The sequence below is a fragment of the Cupriavidus sp. PB-02 genome (assembly GCF_058252315.1).
Genome location: NZ_CM177694.1, coordinates 4,321,069 through 4,333,998, shown reverse-complemented (window position 1 = coordinate 4,333,998; position 12,930 = coordinate 4,321,069). Strand labels below are relative to the sequence as shown.

Here is a 12,930-nt window from a genome sequence, read left to right as displayed (position 1 = left end):
CTTACCGCGCCGCCAGAACTTAACCTAGGCGGCACCACGGCTTCCGGCAAGTAACCAGTCCAGCACTTGCGGCACATCGTCGGCACTTGCCGGCATCGCTGCGCCGCGCGTCAGCATACGCTCCAGCACCTCGATATGCGGCAGGAGCGTGCCATAGAACTGCGGCGTGCCGCCCGACGCCGGCTGCACCAGCACCGTCGGGAAGTTCTCGATATCGACATCGCCGAGCGCGTCCGCATGCGTCTCGATGTCGATCCAGACGAAGCAATCCTCCGGATGGCGCCCGGCCAGGGCCGTCAGCGCCGGCAGGTAGTCCCGGCACGTGCCGCACCACTGCGCGCACAGGCAGGCAACCAGGCGGCCCTGCGGCCGCGCCGCCAGGCACTCGGCGATGGCGTCGGCATCACGCTCGGGGAAGTAAACGGTCATGGCATCGGAAACATGAGGCGCCCGCGGCACGCGGACAGCCGGCGATTGTATCGGTATTGCGCACCGGCCCCCTCGGGACGCCTCGCGGGCGGCTCAGCCAAGGCGGCGGAACAGGTTTCCCGGTAGACGCTCGGCGTGGCCGGCCAGTTCCAGCTCGAGCAGGCGCGCGGCGACGGCTTCCGGGGGCTGGCCGCTGCGCTCGCACAGCGCGTCCAGCGTAACGGGATCGTAGCCGAGTGCGGCCAGCAGGGGGTCGGAAGGGTCGGCAAAGTCAGAAAAGTCCGGTCGGCCCGGCTGGGCGGGTGGGGTGGCGCCGCGCGCGCCGACGATGGCCACCGCGGGGCGCGCCAGCAGCGCGGGATCGCCTTTGATATATAGCAGCGGCGGCGGATCGGGCAGGTCGAACAGCCGACGGGGATAGGCGTCGTCAGCCAGCGTGACGAGATGGTTGCCGGGCGTGTCGAGCCAGGCCAGCGTGCGCGCGGCCAGCCCCGACAGCGCCGCGCCGGGCGCGGCCAGCACCGCACGCGCCTGCTTCTGCGGCACCACCGAGGACAGCGCCTCGACGCTCTGCGCCAGCACTTGCTGCGGCAGCCCGAACGCGGCCAGCAGCAGGCGCGCGGCCACCGGGCCGACCCCGGGCGCGCAGGCCAGCCGCAGCCACGCCATCACGTCATCGGGGTCGCGCGTACTGTCGCGCCGCCCCGGACCGGCGGCGGCGTCGCCTGGAGCAGCGGCGGCCGCCAGCCAGGTTGCGAGCAAGGCCGGCTCAGCGTGGCGAGGTGGCGCGATCGCCCACCGCGATCACGTTGGAGGCGTCGGTCACCAGCGCGTACGCCACGCCAGGGAACACGCGGAAGACAAAGGCCAGCCCGTAGCGTTCGTCCGGCAGGCGGATGTTGCGGTTGCTGTCAGTCTTGTCGTGCACGATCTCGCCGGCGCGCGACAACGCCAGCACCTGCCCGGGTTCGAGACCCGCCTTGCTGCCGACGTTGAGCACCACCACCTGCTTGGCGCCGCCGTACTGCACGCCGCCGAAGACCTTGGCGACGCGGCCGTCGACCTCGGCGTCGGGCGCGTGCGGCACGTAGCGCACCGCTTCGCGCGCGGGCTGCGGCATCAGCATCGTGCCCACCCCCATCTCCTGCTGGGCCTGGGTGACCTGCAGCGTCGACACCGCGTCCGGGCCCTGCGCACCGCGCGCCAGGCGGGCGTTGCCTTCGTACTCGGCTTCGTAGCCGAGCACGGCGTTGGTGACGGGGTCGCGCACCGGGGTGACCGGGCGATAGGCCTGCCAGTCGCTGCCCGGCGGCGCGTCGACGGCGATGCCGCGCGCGTAGGCATTGTCGTCGCGGCCCAGGTACACGCGCGACTCGGGCACCGCGACGATGCGTGCGGAGGTGGCGAGCGTGCCTTCGTCGACCACCAGCGGGCGGATCAGGAAAGGCTCGATATCGCCGGCGGGGATGCTCAGGATGGCGGCGCTGTCGGCGTCGCCGCCGCGCGTGCGTGGCGACAGGTGCACCGTGCCGCTGCCCCCAGGCGTGGTCGACAGCCAGGCGCGGCCGTCACGCTGGATCAGGTACAGGATCTGGCCTGGATAGATCAGGTGCGGGTTGCGGATCTGCTGCTGGTTCATGCCCCACAACTCGGGCCAGCGCCAGGGCTGGCGCAGGTAGCGGCCCGAGATCCCCCACAGCGTGTCGCCGGTGCGCACGGTGTACTGCGACGGCGCACTGGGGGCGAGTTCTGAAACGGGGATGCCCTGCTGGGCGGTGCGCTGGGCCTCGGCCTGCTGCGCTGGCGTGACCGTGAGGTCCGCTGCCAATGCCGGCAGGCTGGCCGCGGCTGTGAGGCCGGCAGCACTCAGCAAGAGGAGGGTGAACGCGTGCAGCCTGCGGCCCGACGCCGCCTGGTGTTCTTTGGTAAGATCGCGCATTTTCCTGACCAGCCGGTGGTTCGGCCGGATTGACCCGGGAGAGCGTGCCTGCTGCGGCGCGCCTTGAATTTTTGTACTTGCGCCCCGATTCTGCATGTAAACACTGGCCACCGCAACGCGACCGGTGCGCCGGCAGCGCCTGGCGTTGCGCCCTAGCATCATGGCAAAACTCGACATCCTGACTTACCCCGATCCCCGCCTGCACACCGTTGCCAAACCCGTGGCCGCGGTGGACGACCGCATCCGCCAGCTGGTCAAGGACATGGCTGAAACCATGTATGAAGCGCCTGGCATCGGGCTGGCCGCCACCCAGGTCAACGTGCACGAGCAGGTGGTGGTGATCGACGTCTCCGAGACGCGCGACCAGCTCCAGGTCTTTATCAACCCGGAGATCATCTGGGCCAGCGAGAACCGCAAGGTGTGGGAAGAGGGCTGCCTGTCGGTGCCCGAGGTCTACGACCGCGTCGAGCGCCCGGACCGCGTGCGCGTGCGCGCGCTCAACGAGAAGGGCGAGACCTTCGAGCTTGACGCCGACGACCTGCTGGCCGTGTGCATCCAGCACGAGATCGATCACCTGCGCGGCAAGGTGTTTGTCGAGTACCTGTCGCCGCTCAAGCTCAATCGCATCAAGAGCAAACTGCAGAAGCGCGAACGCACGCGCATGTAAGCGGCGCCCCTCACAAAGATGTAACAGCCCGCCGGAATCCAGCCACCGGCGCATGGCCCGCGCGCGGGGGTCTGTTATCTTTATGACTTCCGAAGAACGAAGGTACCGGCCGCTATAGCGGCCGGTTCTGCTTTAGGGCCCACCGGTCCTGACGCTAGCAAGCCCGGAACCTGCCATGTCGAAAGCCTCCCAAGCCAGATCCCTGCGTGTCGCCTTTGCCGGCACGCCCGAGTTCGCGCGCGTCGCGCTTGAAGCCATCCACGCAGCCGGCTTTCCCGTCGTGGCCGTGCTCACGCAGCCGGACCGTCCCGCCGGCCGCGGCATGCAGCTGCAGGCCAGCCCGGTCAAGCAGTACGCCGCCGCCAACGGGCTCGGCCCGGTGCTGCAGCCGCGCTCGCTGCGCCGCCAGGGCAAGTACCCGGAAGAAGCCGCGGCCGCGGTGGACACACTGGCTGAGATCGCGCCCGACGTGATGGTGGTGGCCGCCTACGGCCTGATCCTGCCGGCCGAGGTGCTGGCGCTGCCGCGCCTGGGCTGCCTCAATATCCATGGCTCGCTGCTGCCGCGCTGGCGCGGCGCGGCGCCGATCCACCGCGCCATCGAGGCGGGCGATGCCGAGACCGGCATCACGCTGATGCAGATGGACGAGGGCCTGGACACCGGCGACATGCTCACGCGCGAAGCGGTGCCGATCGGCCCCGAGGACACCACCGGCACGCTGCACGACACGCTGGCCGCGCTGGGCGCGCGCATGATCGTCGAGGGGCTGACGGCGCTGGCCGCGGGCCAGACGCTGACCGCTACGCCGCAGCCGGAAGAGGGCGTCACCTACGCCGATAAGATCGCCAAGGACGAGGCGCCGCTGGACCTGCGCCGCCCGGCCGTGGAACTGGCCAACCAGGTGCGCGCGTTCAATCCGTTCCCGGGGGCGACGGTGCAGGTCGGCGACACCGTGATCAAGTGCTGGCAGGCCGCGCCGCTTGCCGCGGCCAGCAGCCTGCCGCATTCGCCTGGTACGGTACTCGCGGCCGATGCCGCCGGCATCCTCATCGCCTGCGGCGACAGCAGCGCGCTGCTGGTCACCGAGCTGCAGAGGCCGGGCGGGCGCCGCCAGCCCGCGCAGCAGTTCCTGCAGGGCATGCCGCTGGTGCCGGGTGCGCGTTGCGCGGTGCCCGGGGCCGGGACGGCACAGGCATAATCAGGCGGGCCTGGTGGCGCAAGTGCTGGCGGGATCGCCCGGCAGACACGCTACGCATCGCGCCGGGTGCGCGGCTCGCCATCGCGTGGCGCGCAAGGCCCGGACCTCGCCCAACCGTTGAATTTTCCGGTATCGGCCCCTATCTAACGGTCATCGCGCCAGCTTTCCCGGCCGGGCGCGAGTCACGCGATTCGCGATTACACGGAGATCACCGCAATGTTCAACTGGGTCAAGACCTTCATGCTGATGGCGGCCATCACGGCGCTGTTCATCGTCATCGGCGGCATGATCGGCGGGCGCAGCGGCATGATGTTGGCGCTGCTGATCGCGCTGGGCATGAACTTCTTCTCCTACTGGTTCTCGGACAAGATGGTCCTGCGCATGTACAACGCGCAGGAAGTCGACGCCGGCAGCGCGCCGCAGTTCTACGGCATGGTGCAGGAGCTGGCGCAGCGCGCCGGGCTGCCGATGCCGCGCGTGTACCTGATCAATGAAGACGCGCCCAACGCGTTTGCCACCGGCCGCAACCCGGAACACGCTGCCGTGGCCGCCACCACCGGCATCCTGCGCGTGCTGTCCGAGCGCGAACTGCGGGGGGTGATGGCGCATGAACTGGCGCACGTGCGCCACCGCGACATCCTGACCTCGACCATCGCCGCGACCATGGCCGGTGCCATTTCCGCGCTGGCCAATATGGCGATGTTCTTTGGCGGGCGCGACGAGAACGGCAACCGCAGCAACCCGATCGCCAGCATTGCCGTGGCGATCCTGGCGCCGCTGGCGGCCTCGCTGATCCAGATGGCGATCTCGCGCGCGCGTGAATTCGAAGCCGACCGCGGCGGTGCCGAGATCTGCGGCGACCCGCAGGCGCTGGCCAGCGCGCTGGACAAGATCCACCGCTACGCGCAGGGCGTCCCGTTCCAGGCGGCCGAGGAGCACCCGGCCACGGCGCAGATGATGATCATGAACCCGCTGTCGGGCGGCGCCATCGCCAACCTGTTCTCGACCCACCCGGCCACCGAGGAGCGCATCGCACGCCTGATGCAGATGGCGCAGACGGGTACGTACCCGGCCTGATCGCCTCTGCCCGCTGGCCGGAAAACCGGCCCCGGCCCGCGCACAGGGTAAACTGCCCGCTGTTTCCGCATGGACCGGCGGGCTTTTTCATGGCCCGCGCCGTGCGGCGCGATCCCACCACTCACTTTACTGCCTTAGCTGCTGCCTGACCGATATGCGCCTGCCTCCCGATTCGCTTGCCTTCCAGATGCTCGGCGCCGCCGCCGCGGTACGTGCCGTCAGCGAAGGCACCGCCTTGCCGCAGGCGATCGAGGACGCCGCTGCGCAGCTGCGCCTGGACCGCGTGCGCGATGCTGCCACGCGCGGTGCGCTGCAGGACATCGCCTATCGCACCATGCGCCAGTTCGGCACCGCGCGCGCGCTGGTGACGAAGCTGGTCACGCGCCCGCCCGGCGCGCAGGTCGATTCGCTGCTGGCCGTGGCGCTGGCCTTGCTGCTGGAACACGCGCCGGGCCCGCGCGACAAGCAGGACAATGCAGACAAAGACCAGCAGGACGGGGGCGCGGGCCGCCCCGGCTACAGCACCTTCACGGTCGTCGACCAGGCGGTGAGCGCCGCCGCCTCCGAACCCAAGACCGCGCACGCGCGCGGCCTGGTCAATGCGGTGCTGCGCCGCTTCCTGCGCGAACGCAAGGCGCTGCTGGCCGACGTCAACCGCGACGAGCAGGCACGCTGGAACCTGCCGCCGTGGTGGCTGCGCATGCTGCGCGAGGCCTACCCCGACCAATGGATGACGCTTGCCGCCAGCGCCAACGTGCGCCCGCCAATGACGGTGCGCGTGAACACCGCGCGCACCTCGGTCCAGCAATACCAGACCGACCTCGCCAATGCCGGCCTGGCCGGCACCGTGGTCGGCCCGCAGGCCGTGCGGCTGATCCGCGCAGTGCCGGTAACGCAGTTGCCGGGCTTTGCCGAAGGCGTGGTGTCGGTGCAGGATGCCGGCGCGCAACTGGCCGCACCGCTGCTGGAAGTGGCCGACGGCATGCGCGTGCTCGACGCCTGCGCCGCGCCCGGCGGCAAGACCGGCCACCTGCTGGAGCTCGCCGATATCGACGTGACCGCAGTGGAGAGCGACCCGCAACGCGCCGTTCGCATCGGCGAGAACCTGGCCCGCCTGGGCAGGGAAGCAAAGATCGTGGTGGGCGATGCCAGCCGGCCCTCAGACTGGTGGGACGGCCAGCCATTCGACCGCATCCTGGCCGACGTGCCGTGCTCGGCCTCGGGCATCGTGCGGCGCCATCCCGATATCCGCTGGCTGCGCCGCGACACCGATATCGCCAAGCTGATCACCGAACAGCGCCGCATCGTCTCGCAGCTGTGGCCGCTGCTCAAACCGGGCGGCATCCTGGTCTACGTCACCTGTTCTATTTTCCCAACGGAAGGCGAGGAGCAGGCGCGCTGGTTTGGTGCACAGCTGGCAGATGCGATACGATTGCAGGCGCCGGGGCAGCTGCTGCCCGGCACCCGAACCACGCAAATGGCTGGCGAACAAGGTGAAAAGGAAGCCGGCCAGGCCGGCCTGCCATCGGATCACGATGGCTTTTTCTACGCCCGCTTTCAGAAACGCGCCTGATCTGATCCGATGCCGAGCATGCCGCGCCTGTCAGACTGCCGCGCGACCGTGGACACTACGGCGGGCAAGGCGCGCCTGCATCCGCCCCACCACGGCGCAGCCAGGCGTGGCGCACTGGCGCGCTGGTGGCTGGCCCTCGTGCTGGCGCTGGCGACTCTGCTGTTGCAGCCGCCTGCGGTGCAGGCGCAAGTCATCGAAGCCACCGAAGCGCGCATCGAATACCAGGATGGCGGTTTCGAACTCGCTGCCAGTTTCGACTTCGACCTGCCGCCCGCGCTCGAAGACGCGCTGCACAAGGGCATCTCCCTCTATTTCGCGGTCGACTTTCAGCTCACGCGTCCGCGCTGGTACTGGTTCGACGAAAAGCCCGTCAACATCAGCCGCAACGTGCGCCTGTCATACCAGCCGCTGACACGCCAGTACCGCGTCTCCACCGGCGGCCTGCAGCTGCCGTTCACGCGCCTGAAGAGCGCGCTGCAATTCATCCAGCGCGTGCGCGGCTGGCGCGTATTCGAGCGCAATGCGGTCAAGCCGGGCGAGAGCTACCACGCTGAAGTGCGCATGCGGCTCGACCTGTCGCAGCTGCCCAAGCCATTCCAGATCAATGCCGTCAATACGCGCGACTGGAACCTGGCGTCGGACTGGCGGCGCTTTACCTACACGGTGCCGACGGACCTCAACGCGGCACCGCCACCACCGCCACCACCGCCGCCGCAGCCGCCACCGCCTGCGCCGCCCGCACCGCCCCCGGCTCCCGCATCGCCGCCGCTGCCGGCTTCGCCCGCCGTGCCCGCGCCGGCATCGGTGCCGGGCGCGCCCGCCGCCGCCAACGATGCGCGCGGCACCGTCTTCATGCAAGCAGCGTCGACCGCGCTGTCGCCCACGCTGCTGGCGCAGCCCGCCTCGAGCCAGCCATGAACACCTCGCTGTGGGACAGCCGGTTCCGGCGCGTGCTGTACCGCGTCGTGGCCGGGATCATCGCCTTCCTGGCGCTGGTGCTGGTGGGACTGCTGGCCGGCGCGTCGGCCAACACCGAATTCTTCGATCGCTATTTCACGCTGCTGTTCAAGGTGAACCTGGTGATCGGCGCGCTGCTGGTGCTGACCATTGGCGCGCTGGCGCTGACGCTGTGGCTGCGCTATCGCCGCGGCAAGTTCGGCACGCGGCTGATGACCAAGCTCGCCGTGTTCTTCGGCGTGGTGGGCGTGCTGCCGGGCGTGCTGATCTACCTGGTATCGCTGCAGTTCGTCTCGCGCAGCATCGAGTCCTGGTTCGACGTGCGCGTGGAAACCGCGCTCGAGGCGGGCCTGAACCTGGGCCGTTCCACCATCGACAGCTCGCTCGCCGACCTGCAGGTCAAGGCGCGACTGATGGCCGACCAGCTCTCCGGTTCCACCGGCGTAGCCACCTCGCTGCAGCTGAACCGGCTGCGCGAGCAGTACGGCATCCAGGAAGCCGCGATCTTCACCGGCAGCGGCCGCGTGCTGGCGACCGCGTCGAGCAACTATGCCTCGCTGGTGCCAGACCTGCCTTCGGGCGTGCTGGCCGAGCAGGCACGCCTGGCCGGCGGCTTCGCGGCGGTGGAGGGCGGCACCGACCCATCCACCGACAGCGGCCAGGGCGCCGAGCGCGTCGACAGCAGCCACTTGTACCGGCTGCGCGTGATCATCCCGCTGGGCGCGGCGCCGACCGCGACGCAGGACATGGTCGAGGGCGCCAGCGTGCCGCGCGCGGCACCGAAGTCGCGCTGGGCCGGCTCCGGCCTGTCGGTCGAGCGCCGACCGGAAGAATCGCCCTCCAGCGGCTTCGGCCTGGTCGGCGAGACCGTGCGCGAAGAGCGTTACCTGCAGGTGCTGCACCCGGTGCCGGCGGTGCTCGCGCGCAATGCCGACGAGGTCCAGCGCGCGTACCAGGAATACCAGGAAAAGGCGCTGGGCCGCACCGGCCTGCGCAAGATGTATATCGGCACGCTGACGCTGACGCTGTTCCTGGCGGTGTTTATCGCGGTGATGCTGGCGCTGCTGCTGGGCGGACAGCTGGCGCGGCCGCTGCTGATGCTGCTGCAAGGGACCAAGGAAGTGGCCGAGGGCGACCTCTCGCCCAAGCGCGAACTGAAGAGCCGCGATGAACTCGGCATGCTGACGCAGCAGTTCAACCAGATGACGCGACAGCTGGCCGAGGCGCGCCTGGCCGTCGAAGAAAACCGCGCCGCGCTGGAGCAGTCCAAGGCCTACCTGGAGAGCGTGCTGCAGAACCTGACCGCGGGCGTGCTGGTGTTCGACCGCCGTTTCGTGCTGATCACCGCCAATCCCGGCGCCGAGCGCATCTTCCGCCAGCCGTTTGGCGCGGTGCTGGGCCTGCCGGTGGAGCAGATCCCTGGCATGGGGCCCTTCGGCGAGATCGTACGCCAGGCCTTCTCGGACCAGAACACCAGCGAGGTGCTGGGCGGCGCCGAACACTGGCAGAAGCAGATCGAACTGCCACACGGCAATGCAGGCATCGAGGAACAGCCGCTCACGCTGCTGGTGCGCGGCGCGCGCCTGCCCGGCGGCGAGCGCGACGAGCCCGGCTATGTGGTCGTGTTCGACGATATTTCCGATGTGATTTCCGCTCAACGCTCAGTGGCATGGGGCGAAGTGGCGCGGCGCCTCGCCCACGAGATCAAGAACCCGCTCACGCCGATCCAGCTCTCGGCCGAGCGGCTGCAGATGAAGCTCTCGCCCAAGCTGGAAGGCACCGACGTGGATGTGCTGAAGCGCGGCGCGGCCACGATCGTTAACCAGGTGCAGGCGATGAAGCGCATGGTCGATGACTTCCGCGACTACGCGCGCACGCCGCCGGCGGTGCTGCAATCGCTGCAGCTCAACAGCCTGGTGGCGGAGGTGCTGCACCTGTACGGCATCGACGATGCGGCGGTGCACGAGCACCCGGTGATCCATCCGACGCTGGGCGCGGGCCTGCCTGAAATCAAGGGTGATCCCACGCAACTGCGCCAGGTCATCCACAACCTGCTGCAGAACGCGCAGGATGCGGCCACGGAGAACGTGGCGGCGGGTAGGGCGGCGCCCCATATCACTCTGAACACCGAGACTGTAGAATACAAAGATTCTGCTGGCGAAAACCGGCAGGCCGTCAAGCTCACCATTGCGGACAATGGTCCCGGCTTTGCACCACGAATCCTGAGCCGTGCGTTCGAGCCCTATGTGACCACGAAAGCCAAGGGCACGGGTCTCGGGCTCGCGATGGTAAAAAAGATCATTGACGAACACGGTGCGCGCATCGAGCTGCGCAATCGCATGGAAGGTGCGGAGATCGTCGGTGCACAGATCTCGATCCTGTTCGTTAAGCTGGCATAGTCAACATTGGCGTCCGGTCCCGGAACGCTGCGGTGGGGTTAAGAGGGGAAGTATGGCAACGATCCTCGTAGTCGATGACGAAATGGGAATCCGGGAGCTGCTCTCGGAGATCCTCAGCGACGAAGGCCACGTGGTCGAACTCGCGGAAAACGCGCACCAGGCGCGCGAATACCGCGCGGCCGGCACGCCTGACCTCGTGCTGCTCGATATCTGGATGCCCGATACCGATGGTGTGACGCTGCTCAAGGAATGGTCCGCGCAGGGCCAGCTGACGATGCCCGTCATCATGATGTCGGGCCACGCCACCATCGACACGGCAGTCGAGGCGACCAAGATCGGCGCACTGAATTTCCTGGAGAAGCCGATCGCGCTGCAGAAGCTGCTGTCCGCGGTCGAGCAGGGCCTGGCGCGCGGCGTCGATCGCCCACGCAGCGCCCCGGCCGCCGCGGCCGCGCCGGCCACCGCGCCCTTGGCCGAAGCCGGCACCGTCGGCGCCGCGCCCGAGCCCACCGCCGAGGCCGCCACCAACGGCAGCCCCGCGCGCGTGCCCGAGGCCGAGATGCAGTTCTCCTTCGACATGCCGCTGCGCGAAGCGCGCGACCTGTTCGAGCGCGCCTACTTTGAATACCACCTGCTGCGCGAACACGGCAGCATGACCCGCGTGGCCGAAAAGACCGGCCTGGAACGCACCCACCTGTACCGCAAGCTCAAGCAGCTCGGCGTCGAACTGGGCCGCAACAAGCCCGAGCCTGCCGAACAATGAGGCAGTGACGCAGATGACGCTTGACTGGCCAAAAAAGTCCAGTTATAGTTTCGCTTCTTTGGCCCGGTAGCTCAGTCGGTAGAGCAGAGGATTGAAAATCCTTGTGTCGGCGGTTCGATTCCGTCCCAGGCCACCAGAACAAGAAAAGCCCGGCTCCTGCAGCCGGGCTTTTTGCATTGGGCGCTGTCCGGCCGACAAGACAATACCTTTGCACAACTTGCAACAGACAATCCAGAAGTAAATATCTTCTACTTGGCACCCGTTATATGTATCTCTACGATTCCCTGACGCCCTGCCACCCGGCAGCGCGTGCCGAGCCGGTCTAGCCGCGCCAATAGAGCGGACAACGCCGGCCCAGGACTATCGTTTCTCTACCGGGGGTCTGATGGATACGTTGATCGGGGATGACAAGCGCTGGCCGCCGGAAGGCGCGGGCAGCGAGCGCGGTCTGTGGAAGAGCACCATGGCCGCGGCCAGCCACGCGCTTGGCGCGGCCGGGCGGATGCAGCAGGCGGTCACGCAGACGCTGAAGCTGCAGCGCAAGATCCGCGAATTGCGCGACGAACTCCACAAGGCGGAAGCCGAACGCGATGTCTACCGCGAACTGCACGCCCGCACCGTCGACGAACTGCACCAAGCCATCGACCGCAGCCCGGCAGAGATGAAACGGCTGCGCGGGGAGGCCGAGGCGATGCAGGTGCGGCACCGCGCCTACAAGCTGCTGGTCCAGCACTACATGCGCCTTGGTACGCCGATCGATGCGGCGGCATTCGCCGAGCAGCGCAGCCGCGTGCAGCAGCACATCCTCTTCCAACGCCGCAAGGGCATCCCGGTTTCGCAGATCAGCGTGGAGGACATCGCTTTCCTGTTACGCTGAGGCACACGCAACGGAGCACGGCTCAGCCCGCTGAAGCCGGCTTGTGTCGGCCTCGGCTTCGACGACGCAGCCGGCGATGTCCTGGCGCATGCGTTCGGCGGTCTGCACCGCGTCGGCCAGGCCGGTCTGCGGCAGCATCACGGCAAACTCCTCGCCGCCAAGGCGCGCAGGCAGGTCGGCTGCGCGCAGCACGTTGCGCAACGCCTGCGCCATTGTCTTGAGCACGCGGTCGCCGCTGCCGTGACCCCAGTGGTCGTTGATCTTCTTGAAGAAGTCGATATCGACCATCAGCACTGACATGGGTTGCCGTCGCGCTGCTGGCGCCTGGCTTCGCGTGCAAACTCCTATCGCCCTGCCATCCAACCCGCGCAACGCCATGTTCGACATCCAGAACTACACCAGCTTCGTGCTCGCCATCCTGGTGTTCCAGCTGATCCCCGGCCCGGGCACGATCGCCATCCTCAACGCCACCGCGCGCAATGGCGTGGCGGCGGGCATGGGCGCCGTCTGCGGCACGCTGCTGGGCGATCTCGTGTACATGCTCGCCGCGGTGGCGGGGCTGGCGGCGGTGATGCAGGCCAATCCGCTGCTGTTCCACGGCTTGCAGTGGTTTGGTGCCGCGTACCTGTGCTGGATGGGCGTGCAGTTGCTGCGTACGCGCCTTGCCGCGGACGCCGGCGTGCCTGAGCCGCGCAAGTCCGCGCGCGTGACCCTGCGCCAGGGCTTCACGGTCAGCCTAGGTGGTGCTGTTCTTTGTCGCGTTCTTCCCGCTGTTCCTGCGCCCGGATGCGTCGCCGGCCACGCTGGCGGCGATGATGGCCCACGTCACGGTGCTCAGCTTTGCCTACCAGGCGGCGCTGGTGCTGGCGGGCAACGCGGTGGCCAGCCGGCTGCGGGCACTGCCGTTCGCGCGCACGCTGGCAACGCGCCTGGCCGGGATCGCGCTGATCGGCTTCGGCCTGCGGCTGGCGGCCAGCAACCGGTAACGGCAAGGTCAGCGGCCGCGCGGCGATCCCGGCGATTCGATACCTAGCGTCCGCACACAACGAAG

Annotated in this window: 13 protein-coding genes, 1 tRNA gene and 1 pseudogene; 11 read left to right on the top strand and 4 right to left on the bottom strand. The window is 68.6% G+C overall.

The annotated features are described in order from the left end of the window. Positions 1 to 24 precede the first annotated feature (24 nt). The 3 genes from AC10V3_RS20450 to AC10V3_RS20440 all read right to left on the bottom strand — a co-directional run bounded on the left by AC10V3_RS20450 (position 25) and on the right by AC10V3_RS20440 (position 2,368). Positions 25 to 429, bottom strand: a complete 405-nt coding sequence (locus tag AC10V3_RS20450) for a thioredoxin family protein (protein ID WP_349608367.1) — start codon at positions 427 to 429, stop codon at positions 25 to 27. Between the two features lie 93 nt (positions 430 to 522). Further along, positions 523 to 1,191 (bottom strand): DprA-like winged helix domain-containing protein, encoded by a 669-nt coding sequence (locus AC10V3_RS20445; RefSeq protein ID WP_374063632.1) that lies wholly within the window; start codon positions 1,189 to 1,191, stop codon positions 523 to 525. Positions 1,192 to 1,198: 7 nt separating this feature from the next. Further along, complete coding sequence (locus AC10V3_RS20440; protein WP_022537060.1) at positions 1,199 to 2,368, bottom strand: LysM peptidoglycan-binding domain-containing protein; 1,170 nt, start codon at positions 2,366 to 2,368, stop codon at positions 1,199 to 1,201. Positions 2,369 to 2,528: 160 nt separating this feature from the next. Here AC10V3_RS20440 and def point away from each other — a divergent pair, with 160 nt between their 5' ends. The 9 genes from def (at position 2,529) to AC10V3_RS20395 (ending at position 11,879) form a co-directional block, all read left to right on the top strand. Next, positions 2,529 to 3,035, top strand: coding sequence for a peptide deformylase (def, locus tag AC10V3_RS20435; RefSeq protein ID WP_022537059.1), 507 nt, complete (start codon positions 2,529 to 2,531; stop codon positions 3,033 to 3,035). Between the two features lie 175 nt (positions 3,036 to 3,210). Continuing rightward, positions 3,211 to 4,233 (top strand): methionyl-tRNA formyltransferase, encoded by a 1,023-nt coding sequence (fmt, locus tag AC10V3_RS20430; protein ID WP_454752545.1) that lies wholly within the window; start codon positions 3,211 to 3,213, stop codon positions 4,231 to 4,233. Positions 4,234 to 4,449: 216 nt separating this feature from the next. After that, positions 4,450 to 5,310 (top strand): zinc metalloprotease HtpX, encoded by an 861-nt coding sequence (gene htpX, locus AC10V3_RS20425; RefSeq protein ID WP_490922867.1) that lies wholly within the window; start codon positions 4,450 to 4,452, stop codon positions 5,308 to 5,310. 154 nt (positions 5,311 to 5,464) lie between these two features. After that, a complete protein-coding gene (rsmB, locus tag AC10V3_RS20420; RefSeq protein WP_490922865.1) occupies positions 5,465 to 6,883 on the top strand; it encodes a 16S rRNA (cytosine(967)-C(5))-methyltransferase RsmB in 1,419 nt (472 codons plus the stop codon). 9 nt (positions 6,884 to 6,892) lie between these two features. Further along, the gene (locus tag AC10V3_RS20415) at positions 6,893 to 7,801 is read left to right on the top strand and encodes a DUF4390 domain-containing protein (RefSeq protein ID WP_349608360.1); all 909 of its coding nucleotides are present in this window, start codon (positions 6,893 to 6,895) and stop codon (positions 7,799 to 7,801) included. Then, positions 7,798 to 10,239: a sensor histidine kinase gene (locus tag AC10V3_RS20410; protein WP_022537054.1), complete on the top strand. Its 2,442-nt coding sequence runs from the start codon at positions 7,798 to 7,800 to the stop codon at positions 10,237 to 10,239. Before AC10V3_RS20415 ends, AC10V3_RS20410 begins: the two co-directional genes overlap by 4 nt. A 52-nt stretch (positions 10,240 to 10,291) precedes the next feature. Beyond that, positions 10,292 to 11,002: a response regulator gene (locus tag AC10V3_RS20405; protein ID WP_454752543.1), complete on the top strand. Its 711-nt coding sequence runs from the start codon at positions 10,292 to 10,294 to the stop codon at positions 11,000 to 11,002. 60 nt (positions 11,003 to 11,062) lie between these two features. Further along, positions 11,063 to 11,138 (top strand) — tRNA-Phe (locus AC10V3_RS20400). Between the two features lie 249 nt (positions 11,139 to 11,387). Then, entirely contained in the window at positions 11,388 to 11,879 is a 492-nt protein-coding gene (locus AC10V3_RS20395) for a hypothetical protein (RefSeq protein WP_022537052.1), read from the top strand. Here AC10V3_RS20395 and AC10V3_RS20390 read toward each other — a convergent pair. Continuing rightward, on the bottom strand, positions 11,871 to 12,257 hold the full coding sequence (locus AC10V3_RS20390) for a diguanylate cyclase (RefSeq protein ID WP_490922863.1): 387 nt from the start codon (positions 12,255 to 12,257) through the stop codon (positions 11,871 to 11,873). The genes AC10V3_RS20395 and AC10V3_RS20390 overlap by 9 nt on opposite strands. Here AC10V3_RS20390 and AC10V3_RS20385 point away from each other — a divergent pair. After that, positions 12,178 to 12,558: pseudogene (locus AC10V3_RS20385) on the top strand (LysE family transporter); the annotation flags it as partial. The gene AC10V3_RS20390 and the pseudogene AC10V3_RS20385 overlap by 80 nt on opposite strands. Positions 12,559 to 12,619: 61 nt before the next feature. Continuing rightward, the gene (locus AC10V3_RS20380) at positions 12,620 to 12,865 is read left to right on the top strand and encodes a LysE family transporter (protein WP_454752542.1); all 246 of its coding nucleotides are present in this window, start codon (positions 12,620 to 12,622) and stop codon (positions 12,863 to 12,865) included. The last annotated feature ends 65 nt before the right edge of the window (positions 12,866 to 12,930 follow it).